This window comes from Variovorax sp. V35 (genome assembly GCF_041154465.1).
GTDB lineage: Bacteria > Pseudomonadota > Gammaproteobacteria > Burkholderiales > Burkholderiaceae_C > Variovorax > Variovorax boronicumulans.
In genome coordinates this window covers 915016-941136 of the sequence record NZ_AP028666.1, presented here as the reverse complement: position 1 = coordinate 941136, position 26121 = coordinate 915016, and the positions used below count along the sequence as shown (strand labels likewise).

Sequence of the window (26121 nt, the reverse complement as noted above, 5' to 3'; positions counted from 1 at the left end):
TTGTCATTGCAGGTGCGCCGTGAGGCGGCTCAGGCCGTACAGCAGCAGCAGGTACAGCGCCATGTCGAACAGCGCCGGGTGCCACACCCAGCGGTACAGCCCGGTGGCGGCGAGCAACCGGCGCACGCCCCACAGGGCGAGCAGCGCGGCGCCGGCCAGCAGCATGAGCCAGGGCACGTAGAGCCCGTAGAAACTGGCTTCGCCGATCATGCGGAAGTTCCTTGCGGTGAAGAGGAAGACACAGCCGCGAGCGAAGGCGGTGCGTCGGGGAACAGGTTGCGGCGCAGGCCGACCAGCGCGGTGACGGCGGCGCGCGACGCGGTGGAGGTGTCGCGTGCGGCGAGCACCGACGCTAGCGCTTCATCGATCTGCGGCAGCAGCGCCGCCGGGCGCGGCGCCATGCGGCCTTCACCGCGCTGGCGGAAGAAGCGCGCGATGCCGCCGAGCAGCGCGGCCGAGGTGGCCATCGGCAGCTGGGCGCGCACGCGCTGCAGCACGGCGATGTCGGCGCCCATACGCAGGTCGCGCAGCGCGTCGTTGGCGGCCAGGCCTTCCACGGTGCCGCCGGCCTGCGCGATGCGCGGCGCCAGCAGGCCGATGCGGTCGAGCATGCGCACGGCGTAGGCGTCGCTCTGCGCGTACTGCGGCTGGGTGGAGGCGGCCATGTCGCCGAGTTCGCGCCAGGTGGCGCGCTGGATGCGGCGCGCGCTCCAGTCGGCGCCCACCGAGCGCACCAGCCGCGTGACGCGCGCGGCCATCACCACGCCGACGATCTGGCCGGTCATGCTGTTGATGAAGCTCACGAGGTCGGCGCTGGCGGTGTCGTGCATCGCCAGCGTGCCCGACACGCCGAAGACCAGCGCCATCGCGGCCATGAAGTGGGTCGGGCGCGGCAGGTACAGGCCCAGCACCAGGAACAGCGGCGCGCAGACCAGCGCGAGCATGCCGAAGTCCTGCACCGTGGGCATGAGCACGAGCACGTAGACGGCCGAGATGGGAATGGACCATAGCGTCCACTTCAGGAAGCCGTGCATCGCGGGCACGGGGTCGTCCATGGTGGCGAAGAAGCAGCAGAAGACGGCGGCCATCATGGTGGCGGCCGAGCCCATGGTCCAGCCGGTGAGGATCCAGAACGCGCCGCACACGCAGATGGCGATGACGGCGGCCAGCGCCGACAGCAGCGCCATGCCGTGGTCGCGGTGCATCGCGCGCTGGCCCAGCGCGGCCGTGCGGCGCAGCGGCGCGCCGCCCTTGAGGCCTTCGTCGATGTCGCGGCGCAGCCGGGCGCAGGCGGTCCAGCCGTCGACCAGTTCTTCGAGCCGGCCCGCGAGGCCGATGCGCAGGGCGCGGGCCCAGGGCGTGAAGCCCGGCTCCTGCGCGCTGCCCAGCGCACCGATCGCCTGGCGCAGCGCCTGCAGGCGGGCCGACGCGTCGGCGGCCGGGTCGCTTTCGTCGCGCAGCCACTGCGCGGCCAGCGCGAGCACGGCGGTGACGTCGGGCGCGAGGCGGCCTTCGGCTTGCGCCAGCGCCTGCAGCCGGTCTTCGACGGCCGACAGCGCGGGCGTGAGCGCCGCCACGCGGTCCTGCATGGCGCGGATCGCGCCGGCGGTCCAGCGCAGGTGCGTGGTGTCGAAGGGCACGTGGGTCGAGAGCAGGCGCAGTTGCGTGATGTCGCCGGCGAGGCGGCGGCGGTCGTCGTCCAGGCGCTTGGGGTCGGCGTCCTTGGGGGTGCTGCGGTCGCCGGGCTGGAACAGGTCGCCGATCCACTGGCGCGCGTCTTTCAGCGTGCGGTCGAGCAGGCCCAGCACGGTGGGCGCGAGCCCCGCGGGCAGCACGAGGCTGTGGACCAGCGTGGCGCAGAAGATGCCCAGGCCGATCTCTTCCACGCGCGCCACGGCGGTGTCGAACAGCACGAGCGGCGTCTGCACCGACGGAAAGCCGATCAGCGCCGCCGTGTAGCCCGCGAGCATGAAGACGTACGAGCGCGGCGTGCGGTCGAGCAGCGACACATACAGGCACAGCCCCACCCACAGCGCGAGCACCAGCGTGAGCAGCTCGGGCGCGTTGGACAGCGCGGGCACCATGAGCACGGTGGCGACGCTGCCGATGAGCGTGCCGCAGAAGCGGAACACCGCCTTGGAGCGCACGGCGCCGGCCAGCGGGTGGGCGACGACGTAGGTGGTCATGAGCGCCCAGAACGGGCGCGGCAGGCCGGCGCGGCTGGCCAGGTACATCGCCAGCATCGCGGCGGCGAAGCTCTTGACGGAAAAGAGAACTTCCGCGCGGGTGAAGCGCGGCAGCGCCATCGACATCGCCATTTACGAGCCGCGCCCTTCCTGCTGCAGGCTCTGCATGCCGGCGGCACTGCGGCCGAGCTTGGCCTCGAGCGCGCCGAAGACGCGCAAGGTGGCGGCGATGTCCTCGTCGGGAATGCCGTCGAACAGCGCGGCGCGCATCTGGCGCAGCGCCGCCTCGATGGGCTCGCAGACGGCGCGGCCGGCGGGCGTGAGGTGCAGCGTCTTGGCGCGGCGGTCGGCCGGGTCTTCGCGGCGCTCGACGAAGCCGGCCTCGACCAGCTGGTCGAGCGAGCGCACCAGCGACGGCCCCTCGATGCCCAGCGCCTCGGCCACCGTGCCCTGACGCACGCCGTCTTCCATGCGCCCGAGCACCACCACCGGCCAGGCCAGCGTCTGCGACAGGCCCACGTGCGCCACCGCCTTGTCGGCCGCCGCGCGGTAGCCGCGCTGGAGCACCGACAGCGAGGTGCCGAGCCGCATCAGCGCGTGTTCGCGCAACGGGGAGATGGGTTCGGTATCGGCCACGGCGTTATCAATTAGTTAGCTTGCTAACAATTGTACGGGTTTCTACCGAGTCTTGCACGCGACCGCGCACGACGTCAGCGCGCAGCCCAGGGAAAAGGGAGAGAGAAAGAAAAGTGTGAAGCTCGCCGATAAGCCGGATTCTGTGCACCGGGGCCCTCTTGCGAAGACCCCGGCGTGACCGCCATTACTCTGGGCCGTTTGTCGCCAAACGGCTCGATGCCACCTACCCGCCAGCTCAGCGGAACCACCTCAATACTGGCCTACTTGGTGTTGCTGCGCGCAGAGATTGCCCGTTTCACCCGAACTGAATCGGCTCGTCTCTGTTGCTCTGATCCTCACCTCACGGTGGAGAGTCGTTAACTCCTGCGCTGTCCTGTGCAGTCCGGACGTTCCTCCAGTGCGATCTTTCGACCCGATGCTGTTGCCCGAAGGCAGAGCATCGTCCCTTTCGGGCTTGCACCAGCGGCGGTCTGGCGTGCTTCACCGCTCGATTATCGCCCGCCCCATCAATGACCCTTCAAGCGGTATCGCGCGCCGGTCGTCAGCCGGGCGTTTCGCTGTCACCGGCCTGCACCAGGCCCAGCTTGCGCAGCGTCCGATGGAAGTTGCTGCGGTCGATGCCGGCCTCGCGCGCGGCGCTGGCCACGCGGCCGCCGTGGCGGGCGAGCAGTTCCAAGAGCCAGGCCCGCTGGAAGGCCTCGGTTGCGTCGCGCAGCGTGCCGCCCGCGATGGCAGGCCCCGCGTGTTCGTTCGCCGGGGCCTGCACGGGCACTGCCACGGCGCTTCCCACGACGGCGGCGCTGTCCAGCGCCAGGTGATGCGGTTCGATGGCCGTCCAGCGCGAGCCGCGCGGCTGCTCCCGGAACGCCCGCAGCGAGGCGCGGCTGATCACATGCTCGAGCTCGCGCACATTGCCCGGCCAGCCGTGCGCCAGCATGGCGGCCTTCGACGCCGGCGAGAGCCGCAGGTTGCGCGCGCCCAGCCGGTGCTGGTTCTCCTCGAGGAAGCTGCCGGCGAGCACGAGCACGTCGCGCCCCCGCTCGCGCAGCGGCGCGACCACGAGCGGATAGACCGACAGCCGGTGGTACAGGTCGGCGCGAAAACGCCCCTGCGCAATCGCCGCGGGCAGGTCGCGGTTGGTGGCCGCGATCACACGCACGTCGACCTTGCGCATGCGGTCGCTGCCGGGGCGCTGCACCTCGCCGCTTTGCAGCACGCGCAGCAGCTTGGCCTGCACGCTCAGCGGCAGTTCGCCGACCTCGTCGAGAAAGAGCGTGCCGCCATCGGCGATCTCGAACTTGCCGTCGCGGTCCTGCACGGCGCCGGTGAACGCGCCGCGCTTGTGACCGAAGAGTTCGCTGTCGGCCAGCGACTCGGGCAGCGCCGCGCAGTTGACCTGCACGAGCGGCTGCTCGCTGCGCCGCGAGCGCGCGTGCAGGCGCTGCGCGACCAGGTCCTTGCCCACGCCGGTTTCGCCGAGCAGCAGCACCGTGAGGTCGGACACGGCGACGGTGTCGATCTCGTGGCACAGCTGCTTCATCGCCGGGCTGCTGCCCAGCAGCTCGCGGGGCGCGCCGCGGCCTGCGCGCAGCGCCTGCGCCACGGCCTGCTCGCGCATCGCGCGCGCCTGCATCTCGCGGATCGTGTCGGCGGCCTCGATGCCGGTTTCGACGAGGGCGATCAATGCCTCCATCTGCGCCGGGCCCACGGCATCGAAGGCGTGCGGCTCCAGGGCGTCCAGCGTGAGCAGGCCCCAGACGGCGCCGCGCAGGCGCAGCGGCGCGCCCATGCAGTCGTGCACCGGCAGGATGCCCGGCTGGCCGGCGACGAGGCCGTCGTACGGGTCGGGCAGGTTGCTGTCGTGGGCGAAACGCAGGCCGCGTTCGCTGTCGAGCAGGCGCGCGAAGCGCGGATGGGCGGCGACGGGAAACTGGCGCCCGAGGGTTTCATCGCTCAGGCCGTCGACCGCGACGGGCTTCAGCACGTCGACGTCGAGTTGCAGCAGCGCGGCGGCATCGCAGCGGACCAGTCCGCGCGCGGCGGCGAGCAGCGATCGGTAGCGGGCGGCCTCGGCTTCGGGCTCGGGTGGTGAGGCCTCGGTGGTCGAATCGACACGCAATGTGGTCATAAGTACAACCTCGAATTTGTTGTGAATTTGACCACGCCCAACAAATCCCCAATGGGATCAAGCACTTGCAGAGGTCTTCCGGCTGGCACGGATCGTGAAAAGACAAAGGCATCTCAACAGAGGAAGCGCCAGACCATGCACCCGCAAACCATCGCCATCGTCAAGTCCACCGTGCCCGCACTCCAGGCCCACGGCGAGGCCATCACCAGCCACTTCTACAAGATCATGTTCGAGGGCCATCCGCAGGTGAAGGCCTTCTTCAACGAGGCGCACCAGGCGGCCGGCACGCAGGCGCGCGCGCTGGCGGGGGCGGTCATCGCGTACGGCGCGCATATCGACCGGCTCGAAGCAATCGCCGGCGCCCTGCCCCGCATCATCCAGAAGCACGCGGCTCTGGGCGTGCTGCCGGAGCACTACCCGATCGTCGGCCACTACCTGCTGCGGGCCGTGAAGGAGGTGCTCGGCGATGCCGCGACCGACGAGGTGATCGCCGCATGGGGCGAGGCCTACGAATCGCTGGCGGGCCTGCTCATCGCCGCGGAAGAAGCCGTCTACAGCGCCAACGCGGCGCAGCCCGGCGGATGGCGCGGCACGCGCGAGTTCCGCGTGGCCCGGCGCGAAGACGAAAGCGAGGTCATCACCTCGTTCTACCTGGAGCCCGTGGACGGCGGCGCGCTGCTGGCGTTCTCGCCGGGGCAGTACCTCACGCTGGTGCTGGAGATCGACGGCCAGCCGGTGCGACGCAACTACTCGCTGTCCGACGCACCGGGCAAGCCGTGGTACCGCATCAGCGTGAAGAAGGAAGAAGGCGGCCGCGCCTCGAACTGGCTGCACGCGGCCGCCGCGGTCGGCACGCGGCTGCAGGTGCAGGCGCCGTGCGGCGACTTCGTGCTGCAGCCCGCGGGCGAGCAGGCGCGTCCCCTCGTGCTGGTGACGGGCGGCGTGGGCATCACGCCCGCGATGAGCATGCTCGAATCGGTGGCGCACACGGGCCGGCCGGTGCACTTCGTCCATGCGGCGCGGCACGGCGGCGCGCATGCGTTCCGCGCCCGCGTCGACGCACTCGCGCAGCGGCATGCGAACGTGAAGCCGCTGTATGTCTACGACGCGCCGCGCGAGAGCGACACGCCGCACGCGACCGGCTTCGTCACCCGCGAGCTGCTGGCCGGGCTGTTGCCGGCCGACCGCGACGTCGACCTGTACTTTCTCGGACCGAAGCCCTTCATGCAGGCGGTGTATGCGAACGGGCTGGCGCTCGGCGTGCCGAAGCAGCAGCTTCGCTACGAGTTCTTCGGGCCGCTCGAAGCCCTGGAGGCCTGAACCGCAACGGCCCGCCATCCCCTCGTGCGGAAACGGTCGCGGGCCGGGTGCAACCCGGCCCAGGGGGCGCCACAATGCGCGCTGACCATCCGACCCTCGCACCCAAGGAGATTCCATGAAGGCCCAGAACATCCTCCAGACCATCGGCAACACGCCGCACATCCGCATCAACCGCCTGTTCGGCCATGCGAAGCAGCAGGTCTGGATCAAGTCGGAGCGCGCCAACCCCGGCGGCTCGATCAAGGACCGCATCGCGCTGTCGATGGTGGAAGACGCCGAGAAGAGCGGCGCGCTGAAACCCGGCGGCACCATCGTCGAGCCCACCTCGGGCAACACCGGCATCGGCCTGGCGATGGTCGCGGCCGTCAAGGGCTACAAGCTGATCCTGGTGATGCCCGACAGCATGTCGGTGGAGCGCCGCCGCCTCATGCTGGCCTACGGCGCCACCTTCGACCTCACGCCGCGCGCCAACGGCATGAAGGGCTCGATCGCCCGCGCCGAGGAAATCGTGGCCGGCACGCCGGGCGCGTGGATGCCGCAGCAGTTCAACAACCCCGCCAACGTCGACGTGCACGTGCGCACCACGGCCGAAGAGATCGCGGCCGACTTTCCCGAGGGCATCGACGTGCTCATCACCGGCGTGGGCACGGGCGGCCACATCACCGGCGTGGCGAAGGTGCTGAAGAAGAAGTGGCCCAAGCTGCAGGTGTTCGCGGTGGAGCCGGTGGCCTCGCCCGTGATCTCGGGCGGCGCGCCGGCACCCCACCCCATCCAGGGCATCGGCGCGGGCTTCATCCCGAAGAACCTGGACACCTCGCTGCTGGACGGCGTGCTGCAGGTCGACGCAGAGCCGGCGCGCGAAATGGCGCGCCGCTGCGCGGTCGAGGAAGGCATCCTGGTCGGCATCTCGTCGGGCGCGACGCTCGCGGCCATCGCGCAGAAGCTGCCCTCGCTGGCGCCCGATGCGGTGGTGCTGGGCTTCAACTACGACACGGGCGAGCGCTACCTGTCGGTCGAGGGCTTCCTGCCCGCCTGATCCAGCTACAAGTTTCATAGCGCCTCGGGCGCTTAAAATCGTCGGTCTGCTTGATAACCACAAGCCCCACGACATGCTGCGAATCTCCGAACTCAAACTCCCGCTCGACCACGCCCCAGAGGCGCTGGCCACCCTGATCGCCCGAACGCTCGACGTTCCGACCGAAGCGATCGCCTCCCACACCGTCTACAAGCGCAGCTTCGACGCCCGCAAGGTCGACCTGCTCACGGTCTACATCTGCGATGTGCAGCTGGCCGACGCCGCGCTCGAAGCCACGCTGCTGGCCAAGCACGCCGCCCACCCGCACATCCAGCCCGCGCCCGACATGCGCTACACGCCGCCGGGCCAGGCGCCCGCGGACGCCACGCGCCCCGTGGTGATCGGCTTCGGCCCCTGCGGCATCTTCGCGGCGCTGATGCTCGCGAAGATGGGCTTCAGGCCCATCGTGCTCGAGCGCGGCAAGACCGTGCGCCAGCGCACCCGCGACACCTGGGGCCTGTGGCGCAAGAGCGTGCTGAACCCCGAGTCGAACGTGCAGTTCGGCGAAGGCGGCGCCGGTACTTTTTCAGACGGCAAGCTCTACAGCCAGATCAAGGACCCGCGCTTCCTCGGCCGCAAGGTGATGGAAGAGTTCGTGAAGGCCGGCGCGCCGCCCGAAATTTTGTACGTTGCGCATCCGCACATCGGCACCTTCAAGCTGGTGAAGGTGGTGGAGAACATCCGCGAGCAGATCGTCGCGCTCGGCGGCGAGATCCGCTTCGAGCAGCGCGTGACCGACGTGCACATCGAAGACGGTCACCTGCGCGGCCTGACGGTGCTGGACCAGACCACCGGCACCAGCAGCGAGCTGCGCGCCGACCACGTCGTGATGGCGCTGGGCCACAGCTCGCGCGACACCTTCGAGATGCTGCACGCCCGCGGCGTGCACATCGAGGCCAAGCCCTTCTCCATCGGCTTCCGTGTCGAGCACCCGCAGGGCCTGATCGACCGCGCCCGCTGGGGCCGCCACGCGGGCCACCCGCTGCTGGGCGCGGCCGACTACAAGCTGGTGCATCACGCCAGCAACGGCCGCTCGGTCTACAGCTTCTGCATGTGCCCCGGCGGCACCGTGGTCGCGGCCACCAGCGAGCCGGGCCGCGTGGTCACGAACGGCATGAGCCAGTACTCGCGCAACGAACGCAACGCCAACGCGGGCATCGTGGTGGGCATCGACCCGAAGGACTTCCCCGGCGATGCGCTGGCAGGCATCGCGCTGCAGCGCCAGCTCGAAAGCAACGCCTACGTGCTCGGCGGCAGCAACTACCACGCGCCCGGCCAGCTGGTGGGCGACTTCATCGCCGGCAAGCCCTCGACCGCGCTCGGCAGCATCATCCCGTCGTACAAGCCCGGCGTGACGCCGACCGACCTGCACCAGGCCCTGCCCGCCTACGCCATCGAGGCGATGCGCGAGGCCTTCCCGGCCTTCGGTCGCAAGATCAAGGGCTTCGACACGCACGACGCCGTGCTCACCGGCGTGGAAACGCGCACCTCGTCCCCCATCCGCATCACGCGCGGCGACGACTTCCAGAGCCTCAACGTGCGCGGCCTCTACCCGGCCGGCGAAGGCGCGAGCTACGCGGGCGGCATCCTGTCGGCCGGCGTGGACGGCATCAAGGTGGCCGAGGCCGTGGCGCGCAGCGTGCTCGGCAGCGCCGTTTGACGATGCACTTTCACCGTCCCACCACCGGCCAGCTGGCCGTCGCCACGCTGGCGATGGCCGCCGTGGTGCTCGCGTCCAACCTCCTGGTGCAGTTCGCCATCAACGACTGGCTCACCTGGGGCGCCTTCACCTACCCGGTGGCCTACCTCGTGAGCGACCTCGTCAACCGGCGCTTCGGCCCCGGCATGGCGCGGCGCGTGGCGTGGGTCGGCTTCGCGGTGGCCGTGGCGGTGTCGCTGCGGCTCGCGCCGGCGCGCATTGCCGCCGCTTCGGGCCTGGCCTTCATCGCCTCGCAGCTGCTGGACATCCGCGTGTTCGACCGCCTGCGCCGGGGCCTGTGGTGGCGCGCGCCGCTGGTGGCCACGGTGATCGCGGCCGTGCTCGACAGCATCGTCTTCTGGGGCATCGCCTTCGCGGGCACCGACGGCCCCTGGCTCACCTGGGCGCTCGGCGACCTGGGCGTGAAGCTCGGTGTCGGCGTGCTGATGCTGCTGCCGTTCCGGCTGCTGATCGGGCGGCAGGTCCCTGACCGAGGTGACCGAGGCACTGCACGCGCATGACCATCCGCCCTGACAATACCCGCAGGATGTTCCGGCCGCGCTGACCGCGCGGGACCGGTTGTTCTTTTTCTTCTCTTTCCATCCCTCGCGCCCATCGCCGAGCCTTCCGTATGACCGACGCATCCACCGCCGCCCCGAACACGAACTCGCGCAACGCACGGCGCCAGCGCCCGGACATGGCCGAGCAGCTGCAGCAGCTGAAGGCCGGCGCGGGCACCGACGCAGGCGCTGACGCGTCGGCGGCGCAGCCCGCCCCCGCGCAACAGCAGCAGCAACAACGCCCGCCGCGGGCGAAGCAGCAGCGCCCGCACGGGCAGCAGCAGCCGCAGCAAGGGCGCAAGCCGCGCGGACAGCAGCCGCAACAGCAACAACAGCCCGAAGCCCAACGCGCACCGCGCAAGGTCAACCCCGTGCTCGAGCGCCTGTTCGAGCTGTACCCGCAGCTCTTCGGCGCGCGCTTCGTGCCGCTGAAGCTCGGCGTGTACGAAGAGCTGATCGCGCGTCATCCCGAAGACTTCAAGGCCGAAGACCTGAAGATCGCGATGGGCCAGCATGCGCGCTCCACGCGCTACCTCGAGAGCGTGGCCGCCGGCCATGCGCGCCACGACCTCGACGGCAACGCGCTCGACCCGGTCGCGCCCGAGCACGTGCACCACGCCATCCTCGAGCTGCACCGCCGCCGCTCGCACCGCAACCCCGGCGAAGACCTGCGTCCGCAGCTGGTGACGCGCATCGCCAAGGCCATCGAAGCCTCGGGCCTCGACCACGAGGCGTATGCCGTGCTGGTGCGCTCGCGCGACGCCAACAACAACGCCGTCGTCGACGAAGCCCTGGCCGAACTCGCCCAGCAGGCCGCCAAGCGCGAAGCCCTGCTGCGCGCCTTCGAAGCCAGCGGTCGCAGCGAACAGGAATTCGCCGACATGTACGGCATGAAGCCCGGCGACGTGACGCGCACGCTGCAGCGCGTGCGGGACGACAAGAAGCGGGCCGAGGCTGCGGCAGAGGCCGCCGCCGCTGCGACCGCAGCGGCACCGGAAACAGTACCAGAAGCTGCGCCGCAAGCCGCCGAATCCGCACCGGACACGCCCGCGTCCGACGAGCCTGCCGCCACCGGCAATTGAACGGCCTGAAGCGCCCAGAAGGCTGCAACTGTGCAGTCTGACTGCGGCGCGGCGAATTTTTCGCCAGGGATCGGCGCTCAGGAAACGTTTTTACACATTTCCAGCTACATTCCTTCGGCCCATTCCGGGCGGAGGAGAAGTTCATTTGAAAAGAGTCATCAGGCTGCTTCTCGCGGCCGTGGCTGTTTCCGTGTTCGCGAGCGGCTGCGCGGTCAACCGCGCAACAGCGACCGTCGATCCCTCGGCAAATCTCGACAAGCTGCGCGTGGTGCAGGTCAGGAAGCTCGAGGGTGAAGATGGCACGCTCCAGAAGCTGATTGCCGGCAATCTGCGCAAACGCGGTTTCGAGGTCACGGAAGAAGCCAAGCCCCCCGAGCCAGTCGACGCTGTCGTCACCTACGTGGACAAGTGGATGTGGGACATCACCATGTACCTCGTCGAGCTCACCGTCACGATCCGCGAACCGAAGTCCGACTACCCGTTGGCCACCGGCAATTCGCTCCACACCTCCCTCACACGCCTCTCGCCGCCCGAAATGGTCGACGAAGTGGTCGGCAACATCTTCAAAGAATCGGACAAAACCAAATGATCAACACCACCACCCTTCGCCGCGCAGGCGCCCTGGCCGTTCTCTCCGTCGTCGTCGTGCTCGCGGGCTGCGCCTCGTCGGCCAACCGCGAGGCCATGACGCCCACCAGCATCGCTTCGAGCAAGAAGCTGCCCTACTCGGTGTCGGTGAAGACCGGCGGCGGCAATGAAACGAACCCGCTGTGGAGCTCGGACATCACCAACGAAGACCTGGGTGCCGCCATCGAGAAGTCGGTCACGCAATCGGCCCTGTTCAAGGAAGTCGTCAAAGGCAAGAGCGGCGACTACGAGTTGTCGGTCTCGATCGTCAAGCTGACCAAGCCCACGTTCGGCGCCGCGTTCACGGTCGACATGGAAGCGGGCTGGTCGCTCATCAAGACCTCCGACAAGTCGGTGGCGATGCGCCAGGTCATCAAGTCGACCTACACGGGCGGCGCGTTCGACTCGCTCGTCGGCACGACCCGCCTGCGCATGTCGGTGGAAGGTGCCGCGCGCAACAACATCAAGCAGGGCCTGGAAGCCGTCTCGGCGCTCAACCTCTGAGCGAACGACACACCGTTCTTCGGTGAATGAAAAAGGGGCTGGTGAATCACCAGCCCCTTTTTCTTTGTGCCGCTGCGCGGCCTGTCTGTGCTCAGCGCGCGTTCTGCAGCGCCGCGATGCGCTCTTCGATCGGCGGGTGCGTGGCAAACAGCTTGCCCATTGCGCCCGTGATGCCCATGGCTTCCACGGCCTTGGGCAGTTCGCCGGCCGGCAGGCCGCCCAGGCGGGCGAGTGCGTTCATCATCGGCTGGCGGTTGCCCATGAGTGCGGCGGCGCCGGCGTCGGCGCGGAACTCGCGCTGGCGCGAGAACCAGGCCACCACGATCGCGGCGGCGAAGCCGAGCACGATGTCCAGCACGATGGTGCTCACGTAGTAGCCGATGCCGGGGCCCGACGAGCGGTCGTCGCCGCGGCGCAGGAAGCTGTCGACCGCATAGCCGATCACACGCGAGAGGAACACGACGAAGGTGTTCATCACGCCCTGGATCAGCGTCATCGTGACCATGTCGCCGTTGGCGATGTGCGCGACTTCGTGGCCGATGACGGCCTCGACCTCTTCACGCGTCATGCCCTGCAGCAGGCCGGTGGACACCGCCACGAGCGACGAGTTCTTGAACGCGCCGGTGGCGAAGGCATTGGGCTCGCCTTCGAAGATGCCGACCTCGGGCATGCCGATGCCGGCCTTGTCGGCGAACTTGCGCACCGTGCCGACGATCCAGGCCTCGTCGGGCGACTGGGGGTTGTCGATCATGCGCAGGCCGGCCGTCCACTTGGCCATGGGCTTGCTGATGAGCAGCGAGATGATCGCGCCGCCGAAGCCCATCACCAGCGCGAAGCCGAGCAGCGCCGTCAGGTTGAGCCCGTTGGCCGTGAGAAAGCGGTTGACGCCGAGCAGGCTGGCGACCACGCCGAGCACCGCAACGACCATCACGTTGGTCAGGACAAACAGAAGGATACGTTTCAAGTTGAATTCTCCGTGGGGAAATCTGCCCCCTTAGATAAGGGCCCCGGGGCCCTCTTCAAGCCGCGCGCGACGGGGAGGCCCTCGGTGTTGCTTCCGGTGGAGCCATGATAGGAGCAAAAGTTCTGGCGCCCCGATATTCCCCGCAGGAGTCAAGGCCTGTCAGAAAAGGCCTCCGGTGCCCGGCGCGGGGCGGGTGGCGATGTCGGCCTCGAGGCGGTCGCGGCGGCGGCTGTCCTGCGTCCAGCGCAGCACGAACAGCACGCCGTTGACCAGCACCAGCCCCGCGGCGAACAGCCACCACAGCGCGTGCGCGCCCGCTGCGGTCATGCGCGAGCCATCGAGGCTCGGGTCGACGCGCACCCACGGCGTGCCGGTGGTGTCCTTGCCGCTGGCGGTCACGAGGCCTTCGAGGGTGAAGGGTTTCAGGCTGTCTGGTGTGGCGTTGAGCTGCAGGCGGGTCCAGCGGGCGAGCGGGGTGCTCTCGCCATCTTCGACCTTGCCGGGCTGCGCCGGCATGTCCACGATGCGCGTGGCAGACGCCAGCAGCACGCCGCCCTTGGCGGGCACGATGGCGGTGCGCGCCGTCTCGATCTTCGCAGCCACCGTACTGTCGACGGCTTGTTGCAACGCACGCCGGACAGACGCCAGCTGTTGCTGCGACAGCCTCAGGGATGCGTTCTCCTGGCCCGTCGCCACGCTCGCGGCCAACGCCTGCCAGGTGATCACGGGCATGTCGACGCCGCCCTTGTTGACGGTGGCGTCGATGGTGCGCACGAGGTCGCGCTGCAAGCTCTCGCAGGCGGAGGGCGACAGGCCATCGGCGTCCTTGCAGGCGGCCTCGATTGCCGCCACCGACTGGTCGAAACCCCGCGCGATCCACAGCGTGCGCTCGCGCGCGCTGTAGGCCGCGAGCCTGTCGTCCACCCGTCCGCCCTGCAGAAGCCGCTGCACCTCGATCAGGCTGGACATCGTGTAGTCCTCGGACACACGAATGAAGTCGGGGCTGGCGAGCGCCAGCACGGCCTGCGGAATGTCCAACGCGGGAACGACGGGTGCGGTGCCGTCCCAGCGCACCAGGGCGCAATCAATGGCGGGCACGCCGGCACGGCCGCTCAGGTCGATCTCGCACCGGCCTTCGCCTGCCATGCGCACGCGGCTGCCCCAGGGCGGCGGATTGTCGGCCAGCTGCCCGACGTCGGCATAAGCGGCGGTGTCGTTGCCATTCATGACCCACTGCGCGGCCAACGCGGCCTCGCTGCGCAGGTTCGGCACCGACAGCGCGACCGCACCTGCGGCGAGCAGGCCGATGATCAGATGCAGCAGGTGCCGTCCCCAGTACACGGGCTGGAAACGCCGCCACTCGTCGCTCACCGACCACTTGGGGCCGAAGCCCACTGCGCTGTAGTCGCTGGTGCGCAGCTCGGCTTCGATCACCTCGCCGTGCGCCACCGCTGCCGCGTTACGCCAGTGCGAGGGCAACACGAGGCTCAACTTGTCGCCGATGAACAGGCCCACGCTCTGGACCGATGTGTTGCCGGCGTTGGTCACCGAAATCTGGTTGAGCATGCCGCGCACGCGGTTCACCGGCTGCGGCTCCCGCTCCGGCGCCGTGGCGGGCGGCTTGCGCACGAACAGCCACACGGCCCACAAACCCGCGAGCAGGCCTGCGCCCAGCAGGTAGATGCGCGCCACGCGCGTGGCGTCCCAGGTGGCGACCCACAACAGCACGAACGCCAGAAGCCACGCGAAGGCCGAGGCCCAGCCGCCGCGCCCGATGCGGCTCTCGACCTCCTCGGGCGTTTCGGTGCGCTGGCTCAGGATGTCGACCTCGCCGCGCTGGTAGCGCGCGTTCGGGTCGGTCGCGATCGATGCCACCGCGGCTTCCGGCACCACCGCGCCAGCCGCCACTTCGGCCGCCGCGGTCTCATCGAGCGACGGCAACGCACCGAGTTCGCCGCGCTGCCATTGCCGGTCCTGCACCTGCTGGCGCTGCGCGCGCTGCCGGCCTTCGAGCAGGTCGAAGGCGTTCAGGCGGATCACTACCGCGCACTTGCCGGACAACACCACCTGCGCCTCGTTGTACGCCTCGACGTAATGGATGGCGTCGTAGGGCAGCAGCACGTCGACGTCGCCGAGGGTGTCGTGCAGCGTGGTCGCGCCTTGCGTTTGGAGGCCGTGGCGCACGAACGCGCCGTCGAGCTCGTGCACGTTGTCGCCGATCACGAGGCCCTGCCCCATGAGAAAGGGTTGCAGCGCCGATTTTTCTTCGTCGGTGATGCTGCGCAGCGCCGGCGAGCTGCTGCGAAAGTCTTTCAAGGCATTCCGGTTCTCGGAGCGCCGCGACATGTAGGTGATGAAGCTGTAGATCCCGTAGAGAACCAGCCCGAGCTTGAGAACGATGAGGACGGTGTCCATCTTTTTTTGAACCTCCCTGATTTTTTCTTGACGTACGTCGCGCGCACTTGCGCGCGATGCGACCGCCAGCCGAGGGCCCTCCCGAACCCGTGCGTGCTGGCGTGGCTTCAGCCTGCCGACGAGCCCGGCAACGGTCGAAAGACCTGCGGGTCGGCGTAGAACGAAGCCGCGTCATTCTCGATGCACCAACCGGGCACGCCGAGCACCGGCAGGGGAACGAAAGGCTTGGCTTCGAGCCTTTTCGCACCGATGCTTCGGGCGATTGCCGCATCGTCGAGGGCAGCAGGGCCGGTCGCACGGTGCGTCAGCAGCACATGCGCGGTGATCGGCTTGCGCGGCGTCACCAGTTTTTCGAGCAGCGCATGACCGAAGAGCAGCAGGCGCGCCTCATGCCACAGGCTGCGCCGCGTGACGAACAACGCCTGCCAGTCGCGCGCCACCAGCGCCTCCCACAGAGCGGGCGGTGCATCGAGCACCGCACCGTTCTCGTCGAACAGCGTGAGCGCATCGCGCAGCGGCCCGCGCGTGGCGCCGACGCCGGCGCGTGCGATCTCGGCGGCCTGCAGTTCGTTGAGCCGGCGCTTGGTTTCGGGAAAGGCCAGCCAGACCAGGCCGTTGAAGAAGTCGTGCAGGTTGTCGCGCGTGGGCACGGTGCGCGTGCGGAAGATGTGGGCCTCGTAGGCCTGGCCCTCGGGCAGCGCGTCCTGCGTGACGAAGTCGGGCACGGCGGGTGGCTTGGCCGCCTGCAGCGCGGCGGCGACGGTGCCGCTGTGTGCGACAGCCCGCGCCACGGCTTCGCCGGGATCACGGTACGGCGCCAGCCAGGGTGCGGCCCAATCGATGGCCGCGACCGCCGGCAGGCCCGGGCTCAAGGCGCGGACGCCCCCGTCCATCGGATGCGGTCGGGGTGCTGCATCACCGCGAACTCGCCCGTGAGCTTGTCGAAGAGCTTGAGCGAGCTGCCGCTCTTGCTGAGCAGGCCGGCGGTGCGCAGGGCCTTGGCCACGTCGTTCAGCGGCACGTCGGTGCCGCGGCGCAATGCGGGCACGGCCTGCAGGATGAACTCGGCGGCTTCGGAGATTTCAGGCTGCTGCGGCGGTGGCGGTGCCACAGGCTTGGCCGTCTTTGCCGCCGTCTTGCGCGCGGTCTTGGCAGCCGCCTTCTTCGCAGGGGCGGTCTTGGCGGCCGGCGTCTTCTTTGCGGCCACGGCCTTCTTGGCCGGCGCGGTGCGCACGGCCGGCTTGATGCCGTGGTGCGCGAGGTCGATGAAGCTGTCGTAGACGCCGACGGTCTCTTCGCCGGTCTTGCCCTGCTGGCCGATGCCGCAGACGCGGCAGCCCTTTTCGCGCAGGCGAATCACGAGCGGTGCGAAGTCGGAGTCGGACGACACCAGCACCACCACGTCGGGCCGCTCGGCGATCACGAGGTCGATGGCGTCGACGGCCAGCGCGATGTCGGTGCTGTTCTTGCCCGCCGACAGGTTCACCATGGGCCGCACCGACAGCCGCTTGAACAGCGCCTGGCGGTTCACGGCCATCTCGGCGTTGCAGTAGGCACGGCGCACGTGGATGGCGCCGTAGTCCTCCATCGTGCGCTGCACGGCCTGCTCGATCACGTCGGCCGAGACGTTGTCGGCGTCGATCAGCAGCATCACGCGCAGCGACGACAGGGGCATCGGCGCCGTCATGCGAGCTTCCAGTTCACCGTCTCGCCGCCGCGCAGCGGCTTGAGCGTGGCTTCGCCGTAGGGCACGGTCTCGGGCAGGGTCCAGGTTTCGCGCTTCAGCGTGATGGTGTCGGTGTGGCGCGGCAGGTCGTAGAAGTCGGGGCCGTGGAAGCTGGCGAAACCTTCGAGCTTGTCGAGCGCGTTCACGCTGTCGAAGGCCTCGGCGTACAGCTCGATGGCGGTGAGCGCGGTGTAGCAGCCGGCGCAGCCCAGTGCGTGCTCCTTCAGGTGCGCGGGGTGCGGCGCGCTGTCGGTGCCCAGGAAGAAGCGGTCGCTGCCGCTGGTAGCCGCCTCGACCAGCGCCACGCGGTGCGTCTCGCGCTTGAGCACGGGCAGGCAGTAGTAGTGCGGGCGGATGCCGCCGGTGAAGATGGCGTTGCGGTTGTACAGCAGGTGGTGCGCCGTGATGGTGGCGGCGGTGAAGCGGCCGGCGTCGCGCACGTAGTGGGCGCCTTCCTTGGTGGTGAGGTGCTCGAACACCACCTTGAGCTCGGGGAAGTCGCGGCGCAGCGGGATCATCACGCGGTCGACGAACACGGCTTCGCGGTCGAACAGGTCGACGGCCGGGTCGGTCACTTCGCCGTGCACCAGCAGCAGGAGGCCGTGCTTCTGCATGGCCTCGAGCGTCTTGTAGGTCTTGCGGATGTCGGTCACGCCGGCATCGCTGTTGGTGGTGGCGCCGGCCGGGTAGAGCTTGAGCGCGCGCACGCCGGCTTCGGCGGCCAGCGCGATCTCTTCGGGCGGCAGCTTGTCGGTCAGGTAGAGCGACATCACGGGCTCGAAGGACGTGCCCGCGGGCACGGCGGCGCGGATGCGGTCGCGGTAGGCCACGGCCTGGGCGGCGGTGGTCACGGGCGGACGCAGGTTCGGCATGATCAGCGCGCGGCCGAACTGGCGGGCGCTGTGGGGCACGACGGCTTCGAGGGCGGCGCCATCGCGCACGTGCAGGTGCCAGTCGTCTGGGCGGGTGATCGTGAGGGTGTCTGTCATGGCGGGCGCAATTGTCGCTGGAATGGGAACTCCCCCAGGCTGCGCGCACTTCGTGTCGCTTCGCCAACCCCCTCGCCGGGGGCGACACCTGCGGCCCGGCAAAGCCGGTTCCGCGGTGTCCCCCCGCGACGGCCCCTACCCCAGCAGGTACTCACGCACCAGCAATCGCGCACGGTGCAGCCGGCTCTTCACGGCGCCCGGCGGCTCGCCCAGGCGCTCGGCAATCTCGGCGATGGTGAGTTCCTCGAAGTCGCGCAGCAGCACGACCTCGCGGTAGTGCGCCGGCAGCGATTCGAGCGCGTTGGCCAGGTCGATGCGCAGCGCATCGTCGCTGCGGGCCGCGAGTTGGCGTTCGACCACGTCTTCGTCGAGCGGGTCGTGGCGGAACATCGCGCGCTGCAGGCGCAGGCATTCGCGCCGGATGACCGTGAACAGCCACGACGAGAACGCCGCAGCCGCCTGCAGCCCGCGCACCCGGCGCGCGACCACCAGCAGCGATTCCTGCACGGCGTCGTCCACGTCGCTGGCCTGGCAGTGCCGGCGGGCGTAGCGACGCGCGTCGGTCTGGCAGGCGGCGAGCAGGCCCTCGATGGCGACAGGGTCGCCGGTCTGCGCGGCCAGGATCAGACAGGTGCGGTCGATCGCTGCGGTGGCCATGGGTCAGCGGCCCTTGTCGAGGGTGCGCCCGACCATCGCGCACATCGGGCAGAAGCCGACGAGCCCGGTGAGGGCCAGCATCGCGCCCATGAGGCCGACCGCGACGGCCAGGACGTCCGCCGGCCAGTTCATGGCGGCGAAGGCGAGGCCGATGAGGCCCAGGGCGATGCGCAGGGCGCGTTCCCAGCCGGGAACATTCTTGACGTAGAGCATGGTGGTTTCCTTCGATCCGTGACGTGTGAATGCGGGGGAGCAGAGCGCCCCTCCCGCATGGAAAGAGGCGGTCACCCGCCGAAACGGTTCGCGGAAAACCAGGATTTTTTCATGCGCCGGTGCCAACGGCCACGGCAGCCAGGCGCCACTACCGCTGGAACACCCCGCAGATGCGGTCGGCCACAGCCTGCATCCAGCGCACGTGGCTGGTCGAGCTGCGCGCGCCGCGGCCCGGCGGCCAGGGGTCGAACAGGCGCAGCGTGGTGCCGCCCCCGCCAGGGTCGTTGTCGCCGCGGATGCCCGCGAGCACGACCATGTGGCCCGGCTGGCCGGCGGGCGCGCCGCCCTTGGCGCCCCAGCGCAGGTCGAACATCAGCGGCCCGGCGTGCAGCGCGGTGCGCAGCGCGGCGACGGTCCACGGGCCGTGGGGCCGCAGCGTGAGGCCGTGCGCGGCGGCGAAGCGGCGGTTGTCGTCGTCATCGGGGTCGCTGCCCTGCGCATGGCGGTCGCTGTCCACGCGGCGGCGCAAGGCGCTGTCGGCGCCCATCAGCTCCGAGGGCGTGCGCGCGACCACGGTCTGCACGGTGGCGCGCGTGAGCATCGCGGTGGCCGCCGCCCAGCACAGCGCGGGCGCGGGCTGCGGAATCAGCGCCACGGGGTGCAGCAGCGGCGCGTGGGTTTCGTTGTCGAAGGCCACGTTGCGGGTGCAGGGGCCGGCCTCGCCGTCCTCGCACAGCCAGTGCGCGGCCTGCAAGCGCAGCACGGCCGCCCGGGTGACGGGGCCGTAGTCGCCATCGGGTACGAGGGCGGGGCTGGGTTGCAGCTTGCGGTTCAGGGCCTCCTGCAGGCGACGGACATCGGCCCCGCGCCAGCCCTGTTTCAGCGTGCTCATCGGTGGGAATCCCCCTTGACACAAGGATGCACGGACGAAGGAAAGCGAGCGGATGCATTGTGAAAACGGCACGCCCCTGCGTCTATTGGTCGGATGACATAGCCGAAACATGTGATGACGCGGGGGTGTCCCCCGGGGCGCCAACCCCGTGGCGGACCTTGGTAGGCTCGCTCCCCATGACCGCGCCCGCCCCGACCGCCCAGCCCATCGCCACCGAACTCGCCGACGGCGGCCTCGCGGCCCTGTTCACTGCACCCGGCGGCGCGCCGGCCTTCGCGGTGCGCTGGCAGGGCGCCGTGCACGGCTACCTGAACCAGTGCCCGCACGCCGGCGGCCCCCTCGATTTCGAAGGCCAGATCCTCGAAAGCTCCGGGCGCTACCTGATGTGCGCGCGGCACGGCGCGATCTTCGAGCCCGACACCGGGCGCTGCGTGGGCGGCCCCTGCCGTGGCGCGCGCCTCACGCCGCTGGCGCTGCGCGAGGCGGCGGACGGCAGCGTGTGGCTGGCCGACTGACGCCGCCAAGCGGCTACAGTCGCGAGCTCTTCTTTCCGCCCTGCCCCATGCGCCGATTCGCTGCTGTCTCCGTCCTCGTTCCGGCCTTGTTCATCATCGCGGGCTGCGTCTCGCGACCCGCGCCGCGCGTCACCTTCCTGGCCGACGGCGTGTTCAAGTCGCCCACCGCGCAGGACGCCGAGAACTACTGCCGCAACTTCGGCGCGCCGATGCGCTTCTTGAGCAGCACGCTGTCGGAGGTGCCGGCGCAGGGCGTGCCGGCAGGCGAAGTCGTCTACCGCTGCGACTGAGCTTCTTCGGCTTCTTCCGGCCGCACCCGCGCCAGGATGAAATCGATGAACGTCCGGATCGCCCGCGTGTGCTGGCGGTTCGGCATGTAGAGCATGAACATCTGGGTGCCGAAGATCGACAGGCGCCAGTCGTCCAGCGTGGTCACCACGTCGCCGCGGCGCACGTCTTCCTGCACCACGTAGTCGGGCACGAGGCCCACGCCCAGGCCCGCGAGGATGGCCTGGCGCAGGAATAAGAAGTTTTCCGAGATCAGCGTCGGCTCCAGGATCACCTCGCGCCGCGTCTCGCCCTGGTAGGCCGAGATGCGCAGCTGCCGACCGATGACGGCGGCCGTGACCACCGGCGTGGCGCGCAGCGCGTCCAGCTGCACGGGCAGCGGGTGGCGCTCGGCGTACGCGCGCGTGGCGCAGGCCACGTAGCGCACCGGGCCCATCTCGCGCGCCACGAGGTTCTGCGGCGGCTCGGGGATCACGCGGATGGCGATGTCGACCTCGTCGCGCAGCAGGTCTTCGATGCGGTTCTCGAACACCACGTCGAGCACGATGCCGGGGTACTGGCGCTTGAAGTCGATGAGCCAGTCGGCCATCACGAGCTGGCCGTAGCCGCTGGGCACGCTCAGGCGCACGCGGCCCTGCAGGCCCTCGCCCAGCGCGGTGACCGACTCGCGCGCCGCCAGCAACTCGCCCTGGATGGCCACGCCGTGCTGGTACAGCCGCAGCCCGATCTCGGTGGGCTCGGCGCGCCGGGTGGTGCGCCGGATCAACTGCGCGCCCACCGAGCGCTCCAGCTGGTTCAGGTGATAGCTGACGTTGGCGCGGGTCATCTTGAGCCGGCGCGCCGCCGCGCTCAGGTTGCCCGCGTCAAGGATTTCCACCAGCAGGGTGAGCGATTGCAGGTCCATGGGCGGATTGTGTCAAAAATTCTTTGACAGTCTGTCAACCACCTATGCAATTGTCAAAGCAGCGATGCCGGCCAAGAATGCAGGGCTCCCCAGAGCCCCGGACCCCTCGGCTTCACGAGGGCCTGCCACGCAAGCAAGAGACAAGCGACACGCACATGGCCACCCCCACTCCCAGCCCTTCCACGTCCAACGGTCCCGTCACCTTCCAGCGTCAAGGCGACGTGTGCGTGGTGACCATCGACAACCCGCCCGTCAACGCCCTGGGCGTGGACGTGCGCCGCGGCCTGGCCGCCGCCATCGAGGCGGCCGAGGCCGACAGCGGCGCCAAGGCGGTGCTGATCGTCGGCGCGGGCCGCAACTTCATCGCCGGCGCGGACATCCGCGAGTTCGGCCAGGCGCCGCAGCAGCCCTCGCTGCCCGAGGTCTGCCTGAAGATCGAGAACTGCACCAAGCCGGTGGTCGCCGCCATTCACGGCGCCGCGCTCGGCGGCGGGCTGGAGATTGCCCTGTCGGCGCACTACCGCCTCGCATCGCCCACCGCCAAGCTGGGCCTGCCCGAAGTGGCGCTGGGCCTGCTGCCCGGCTCGGGCGGCACGCAGCGCGCACCGCGCCTGATCGGCGTGAAGCCCGCGCTCGAACTGATGCTCAGCGGCCGCCATGCGGGCGCCAAGGAAGCGCTGACGCTCGGCCTCGTCGACCGCCTCGGCGCTGAAGCCGATGCCCGCGCCGAAGGCCTCGCCTACGCGCAGGAACTCGTCGCCGCCAATGCCCCGGTGCGCCGCACGCGCGAAGCCGCCGGCCTGGCCGACACCGACGCAGCCCGCGCCGCGCTCGACGCCGCGCGCGCCGACACCGCCAAGAAGAGCCGCGGCCTGTTCTCGCCGATGAAGATCGTCGAAGCGGTCGAAGGCGCGCTCACGCTGCCCTTCGACGAAGGCATGGCACTGGAGCGCAAGCTGTTCCTGCAGTGCATCGACAGCCCGCAGCGCGCCGGCCTGATCCACGCCTTCTTCGCCGAGCGCGAAGTGCTGAAGGCGCCCGAGACCCGCTCGGCCAGCCCGCGCGCGCTGGCCTCGGCCGGCATCGTCGGCGGCGGCACCATGGGCGCGGGCATCGCCGTGGCCATGCTCGACGCGGGCCTGCCCGTGACCATGGTCGAGCGCGACGAGCCCAGCCTGGCACGCGGCCGTGCCCACGTCGAGAAGGTGTACGACGGCCTCATCGCCAAGGGCCGCATGACACAAGAGGCCAAGGCCGCCGTGATGGCGCGCTTTTCGGGCTCGACCAGCTACGACGCCTTCGCCAACGTCGACATCGTGGTCGAGGCCGTGTTCGAAGAGATGGGCGTCAAGAAGGCCGTGTTCGCCGAACTCGACCGCGTGTGCAAGAAGGGCGCCGTGCTCGCCACCAACACCTCGTACCTGGACATCGACGAGATCGCCGCCAGCATCTCGCGCCCGCAGGACGTGGTGGGCCTGCACTTCTTCTCGCCCGCCAACATCATGAAGCTGCTGGAGATCGTGGTGCCCGCCAAGGTGAGCGCCGACGTGGTCGCCACCGGCTTCGAACTCGCCAAGAAGCTCAAGAAGGTGCCCGTGCGCGCCGGCGTGTGCGACGGCTTCATCGGCAACCGCATCCTGGCCGTGTACCGCCAGGCCGCCGACCACATGATGGAAGACGGCGCCTCGCCTTACGACATCGACGCGGCCGTGCGCAACTTCGGCTACCCGATGGGCCCGTTCCAGGTGTCCGACCTGGCCGGCGGCGACATCGGCTGGGCCACGCGCAAGCGCAAGGCCGCCACGCGCGACCCGCAAGCGCGCTACGTGCAGGTGGCCGACCGCATCTGCGAGCGCGGCTGGTTCGGCCAGAAGACGCAGCGCGGCTACTACCTGTACCCCGAAGGCGCGCGCACCGGCGTGCCCGACCCCGAGGTGCTGGCCATCATCGACGCCGAGCGCGTGCGCGCCGGCATCACGCCGCGCACCTTCACCGAAGAAGAAATCATGCGCCGCTACATGGCCGCCATGGTCAACGAAGGCGCCAACGTCGTGCTCCAGCGCATCGCGCTGCGCCCGCTCGACGTGGACGTGACCTTCCTCTATGGCTACGGCTTCCCGCGCCACCGCGGCGGCCCCATGAAGTACGCCGACACCGTGGGCCTGCCCAAGGTGCTCGCCGACATCCGCGAGTTCGCGAAAGAAGATCCGATCTTCTGGAAGCCGTCGCCGCTGCTCGTGGAGCTGGTCGAACGCGGCGCCGATTTCGCCAGCCTGAATCAATCCGAGTAACCCGTAGCAAGAGCCCCCAGGAGACAACCCCATGCGTGAAGCCGTCATCGTTTCTACCGCCCGCACCCCGCTCACCAAGGCGCACCGCGGCGAATTCAACATCACCTCCGGCGCCACGCTGGCCTCGTTCGCGGTGAAGGCCGCGGTCGAGCGCTCGGGCCTGGACCCGGCCCTGATCGAGGACGCGATCCTCGGCTGCGGCTACCCCGAAGGCACCACCGGCCGCAACATCGCGCGCCAGTCGATCATCCGCTCGGGCCTGCCGATCAGCATCGCCGGCACCACCGTGAACCGCTTCTGCGCCTCGGGCCTGCAGGCCATCGCCATGGCCGCCGGCCGCATCGTGGTGGACGGCGCGCCGGCCATGATCGCGGGCGGCGTGGAAAGCATCTCGCAGATTCGCGGCCGCAGCCCCGGCGACGGCGGCGACCTCAGCCTGGACCCGTGGATCGTCGAGCACAAGCCCGAGCTGTACATGGCGATGATCGACACCGCCGACATCGTCGCCAAGCGCTACAACATCAGCCGCGAAGCGCAGGATCGCTTCTCGGCCGAGAGCCAGCGCAAGACCGAAGAAGCGCAACTGGCCGGCCGCTACAAGGACGAGATCGTGGCCTGCACCACCACGATGGCCGTGACCGACAAGGAGACCAAGGAAGTCACGCACCGCGAAGTCACCGCCACGGAAGACAACTGCAACCGCCGCGGCACCACCTACGAGGCGCTGGCCAAGCTCAAGCCCGTGATGGGCGACGACAAGTTCATCACCGCCGGCAACGCCTCGCAGCTGTCCGACGGCGCCTCGGCCTGCGTGATGATGGAAGCCAAGGACGCCGAGCGCGCCAACCTGAAGCCGCTGGGCGCGTTCCGCGGCCTGGCGCTGGCCGGCTGCGAGCCCGACGAGATGGGCATCGGCCCGGTCTTCGCCGTGCCCAAGCTGCTCGCGCGCCACGGCCTGAAGGTGCAGGACATCGACCTGTGGGAACTCAACGAAGCCTTCGCCTCGCAGTCGATCTACTGCCAGGAGAAGCTGGGCATTCCCTCGGAACGCCTGAACGTGAACGGCGGCGCGATCTCCATCGGCCACCCCTTCGGCATGACCGGCGCGCGCCTCACGGGCCACGTGCTGCTCGAGGGCAAGCGCCGCGGCGCCAAGTACGCCGTGGTCACGATGTGCATCGCCGGCGGCATGGGCGCCGCTGGTCTGTTCGAAATCTATTGATTCATTGAGGAGTCCGCGATGGACCTGAACTTCACGACCGAAGAAGAAGCCTTCCGCAGCGAAGTGCGCAGCTTCCTGGCGAACAAGCTGCCTGCGCGGCTGTCCGACAAGGTGCGCGGCGGCAAGATCCTGGAAAAGGCCGACATGCAGGAATGGCACGCCATCCTGAACGAGCGCGGCTGGCTCGCCAACCACTGGCCCGAGCAGTACGGCGGCCCGGGTTGGACCGCGGTCGAGAAGTTCATCTTCGAGAACGAATGCGCCCTGGCCTTCGCGCCGCGCATCGTGCCCTTCGGCGTCAACATGCTGGGCCCGGTGCTCATCAAGTACGGCAACGAAGCGCAGAAGAGCTACTGGCTGCCGCGCATCCTGAGCGGCGCCGACTGGTGGTGCCAGGGTTATTCAGAACCCGGCGCGGGCTCCGATCTGGCCGCGGTGAAGACCACGGCCGTGCGCGGCATCGACGCGCAGGGCGATCACTACATCGTGAACGGCCAGAAGACCTGGACCACGCTGGGCCAGCACGCCAACATGATCTTCTGCCTGGTGCGCACCAACCGCGAGGCGAAGAAGCAGGAAGGCATCAGCTTCCTGCTGGTCGACATGACCTCGCCCGGCGTGGAAGTGCGCCCGATCATCACGCTGGACGGCGAGCATGAAGTCAACGAGGTGTTCTTCTCCGACGTGCGCGTGCCCGCCGAGAACCTCGTGGGCGAAGAGAACAAGGGCTGGACCTGCGCCAAGTACCTGCTGACCTACGAACGCACCAACATCGCGGGCGTGGGCTTCTCGGTGGCCGCACTCGAACAGCTCAAGGGCATCGCCGCCTCGCAGACCAAGAACGGCAAGCCGCTGGCGGACGACCCGGCCTTTGCCGCACGCCTGGCGCGCGTCGAGATCGACCTGGAGAACATGAAGACCACCAACCTGCGCGTGATCGCGGCGGTGGCCGGCGGCGGCGTGCCCGGTGCGGAAAGCTCGATGCTGAAGATTCGCGGCACCGAGATCCGCCAGGAGATCTCGTCGCTCGCGCGCCGCGCCATGGGCGTGTACGGCCGCCCCTTCGTCGCCGAAGCGCTGCAGGACGGCTTCACCGGCGAGACCTTCGGCCCGGCCTATGCCAAGGCCGCCGCCTCGCGCTACTTCAACAACCGCAAGCTGTCGATCTTCGGCGGCTCGAACGAAATCCAGAAGAACATCATCTCCAAGATGATCCTCGGGCTGTAAA

At 69.4% G+C, this 26121-nt stretch carries 25 protein-coding genes and 1 other RNA gene; 12 read left to right on the top strand and 14 right to left on the bottom strand.

Annotated features, from left to right (window positions below):
• Window positions 1-3: 3 nt before the first annotated feature.
• From ACAM42_RS04280 to norR, 5 genes are all read right to left on the bottom strand, one after another.
• A complete protein-coding gene (locus ACAM42_RS04280; protein ID WP_062483051.1) occupies window positions 4-210 on the bottom strand; it encodes a DUF1656 domain-containing protein in 207 nt (68 codons plus the stop codon).
• Window positions 207-2318: an FUSC family protein gene (locus tag ACAM42_RS04275; RefSeq protein WP_369631216.1), complete on the bottom strand. Its 2112-nt coding sequence runs from the start codon at window positions 2316-2318 to the stop codon at window positions 207-209. Before ACAM42_RS04275 ends, ACAM42_RS04280 begins: the two co-directional genes overlap by 4 nt.
• Entirely contained in the window at window positions 2319-2777 is a 459-nt protein-coding gene (locus ACAM42_RS04270; RefSeq protein WP_095948323.1) for a MarR family winged helix-turn-helix transcriptional regulator, read from the bottom strand.
• Window positions 2778-2935: 158 nt separating this feature from the next.
• An RNA gene (gene rnpB / locus ACAM42_RS04265) (RNase P RNA component class A) lies at window positions 2936-3304 on the bottom strand.
• Between the two features lie 59 nt (window positions 3305-3363).
• A complete protein-coding gene (gene norR / locus ACAM42_RS04260) occupies window positions 3364-4950 on the bottom strand; it encodes a nitric oxide reductase transcriptional regulator NorR (protein WP_369631215.1) in 1587 nt (528 codons plus the stop codon).
• Between the two features lie 135 nt (window positions 4951-5085).
• On the opposite strand from norR, the gene hmpA reads away from it, so the two are divergent.
• From hmpA to ACAM42_RS04225, 7 genes are all read left to right on the top strand, one after another.
• Window positions 5086-6270, top strand: coding sequence for an NO-inducible flavohemoprotein (gene hmpA / locus ACAM42_RS04255; protein ID WP_369631214.1), 1185 nt, complete (start codon window positions 5086-5088; stop codon window positions 6268-6270).
• A gap of 115 nt (window positions 6271-6385) precedes the next feature.
• Window positions 6386-7306 carry a cysteine synthase A gene (cysK, locus tag ACAM42_RS04250; protein ID WP_062478599.1) on the top strand — a complete coding sequence of 307 codons (921 nt, stop codon included), beginning with the start codon at window positions 6386-6388 and terminating at the stop codon, window positions 7304-7306.
• Between the two features lie 73 nt (window positions 7307-7379).
• A complete protein-coding gene (locus tag ACAM42_RS04245; protein ID WP_369631213.1) occupies window positions 7380-9005 on the top strand; it encodes an NAD(P)/FAD-dependent oxidoreductase in 1626 nt (541 codons plus the stop codon).
• A gap of 2 nt (window positions 9006-9007) precedes the next feature.
• The gene (locus tag ACAM42_RS04240; protein ID WP_369631212.1) at window positions 9008-9565 is read left to right on the top strand and encodes a VUT family protein; all 558 of its coding nucleotides are present in this window, start codon (window positions 9008-9010) and stop codon (window positions 9563-9565) included.
• 110 nt (window positions 9566-9675) lie between these two features.
• Window positions 9676-10686: a ProQ/FinO family protein gene (locus ACAM42_RS04235; RefSeq protein WP_369631211.1), complete on the top strand. Its 1011-nt coding sequence runs from the start codon at window positions 9676-9678 to the stop codon at window positions 10684-10686.
• Between the two features lie 145 nt (window positions 10687-10831).
• Window positions 10832-11275, top strand: coding sequence for a hypothetical protein (locus ACAM42_RS04230; protein WP_070060167.1), 444 nt, complete (start codon window positions 10832-10834; stop codon window positions 11273-11275).
• Window positions 11272-11817, top strand: coding sequence for a hypothetical protein (locus ACAM42_RS04225; RefSeq protein ID WP_070060168.1), 546 nt, complete (start codon window positions 11272-11274; stop codon window positions 11815-11817). The genes ACAM42_RS04230 and ACAM42_RS04225 overlap by 4 nt, the downstream gene beginning before the upstream one ends.
• A gap of 91 nt (window positions 11818-11908) precedes the next feature.
• Here ACAM42_RS04225 and htpX read toward each other — a convergent pair whose 3' ends face one another.
• From htpX to ACAM42_RS04185, 8 genes are all read right to left on the bottom strand, one after another.
• Complete coding sequence (htpX, locus tag ACAM42_RS04220; protein WP_056575841.1) at window positions 11909-12781, bottom strand: protease HtpX; 873 nt, start codon at window positions 12779-12781, stop codon at window positions 11909-11911.
• 159 nt (window positions 12782-12940) lie between these two features.
• Complete coding sequence (locus ACAM42_RS04215) at window positions 12941-15196, bottom strand: IgaA/UmoB family intracellular growth attenuator (protein WP_369631210.1); 2256 nt, start codon at window positions 15194-15196, stop codon at window positions 12941-12943.
• Window positions 15197-15303: 107 nt separating this feature from the next.
• Entirely contained in the window at window positions 15304-16089 is a 786-nt protein-coding gene (locus ACAM42_RS04210; RefSeq protein WP_369631209.1) for a DUF3025 domain-containing protein, read from the bottom strand.
• Window positions 16065-16883 carry an NYN domain-containing protein gene (locus ACAM42_RS04205; RefSeq protein ID WP_369631208.1) on the bottom strand — a complete coding sequence of 273 codons (819 nt, stop codon included), beginning with the start codon at window positions 16881-16883 and terminating at the stop codon, window positions 16065-16067. The genes ACAM42_RS04210 and ACAM42_RS04205 overlap by 25 nt, the downstream gene beginning before the upstream one ends.
• Window positions 16880-17911, bottom strand: a complete 1032-nt coding sequence (gene pyrC / locus ACAM42_RS04200; RefSeq protein WP_369631207.1) for a dihydroorotase — start codon at window positions 17909-17911, stop codon at window positions 16880-16882. The genes ACAM42_RS04205 and pyrC overlap by 4 nt, the downstream gene beginning before the upstream one ends.
• Before the next feature lie 135 nt (window positions 17912-18046).
• Window positions 18047-18568 (bottom strand): RNA polymerase sigma factor, encoded by a 522-nt coding sequence (locus ACAM42_RS04195; protein WP_369631206.1) that lies wholly within the window; start codon window positions 18566-18568, stop codon window positions 18047-18049.
• 3 nt (window positions 18569-18571) lie between these two features.
• Window positions 18572-18781 carry a DUF2892 domain-containing protein gene (locus ACAM42_RS04190; RefSeq protein WP_307582927.1) on the bottom strand — a complete coding sequence of 70 codons (210 nt, stop codon included), beginning with the start codon at window positions 18779-18781 and terminating at the stop codon, window positions 18572-18574.
• 148 nt (window positions 18782-18929) lie between these two features.
• On the bottom strand, window positions 18930-19673 hold the full coding sequence (locus ACAM42_RS04185) for a peptidoglycan-binding protein (protein ID WP_369631205.1): 744 nt from the start codon (window positions 19671-19673) through the stop codon (window positions 18930-18932).
• 176 nt (window positions 19674-19849) lie between these two features.
• Here ACAM42_RS04185 and ACAM42_RS04180 point away from each other — a divergent pair, with 176 nt between their 5' ends.
• Window positions 19850-20188 (top strand): Rieske 2Fe-2S domain-containing protein, encoded by a 339-nt coding sequence (locus ACAM42_RS04180; protein WP_070060176.1) that lies wholly within the window; start codon window positions 19850-19852, stop codon window positions 20186-20188.
• Window positions 20189-20235: 47 nt separating this feature from the next.
• The gene (locus ACAM42_RS04175) at window positions 20236-20478 is read left to right on the top strand and encodes a hypothetical protein (RefSeq protein WP_369631204.1); all 243 of its coding nucleotides are present in this window, start codon (window positions 20236-20238) and stop codon (window positions 20476-20478) included.
• Here the strand turns inward: ACAM42_RS04175 and ACAM42_RS04170 are convergent.
• The gene (locus ACAM42_RS04170) at window positions 20463-21380 is read right to left on the bottom strand and encodes a LysR family transcriptional regulator (RefSeq protein WP_062478562.1); all 918 of its coding nucleotides are present in this window, start codon (window positions 21378-21380) and stop codon (window positions 20463-20465) included. The genes ACAM42_RS04175 and ACAM42_RS04170 overlap by 16 nt on opposite strands.
• 155 nt (window positions 21381-21535) lie before the next feature.
• On the opposite strand from ACAM42_RS04170, the gene ACAM42_RS04165 reads away from it, so the two are divergent.
• The 3 genes from ACAM42_RS04165 to ACAM42_RS04155 are packed head-to-tail and all read left to right on the top strand — an operon-like array spanning window position 21536 to window position 26120.
• Window positions 21536-23671, top strand: coding sequence for a 3-hydroxyacyl-CoA dehydrogenase NAD-binding domain-containing protein (locus ACAM42_RS04165; protein WP_369631203.1), 2136 nt, complete (start codon window positions 21536-21538; stop codon window positions 23669-23671).
• Between the two features lie 31 nt (window positions 23672-23702).
• The gene (locus ACAM42_RS04160; RefSeq protein WP_062478557.1) at window positions 23703-24893 is read left to right on the top strand and encodes an acetyl-CoA C-acyltransferase; all 1191 of its coding nucleotides are present in this window, start codon (window positions 23703-23705) and stop codon (window positions 24891-24893) included.
• An 18-nt stretch (window positions 24894-24911) separates the two neighbouring features.
• Entirely contained in the window at window positions 24912-26120 is a 1209-nt protein-coding gene (locus ACAM42_RS04155) for an acyl-CoA dehydrogenase family protein (protein ID WP_369631202.1), read from the top strand.
• Window position 26121: the final 1 nt, after the last annotated feature.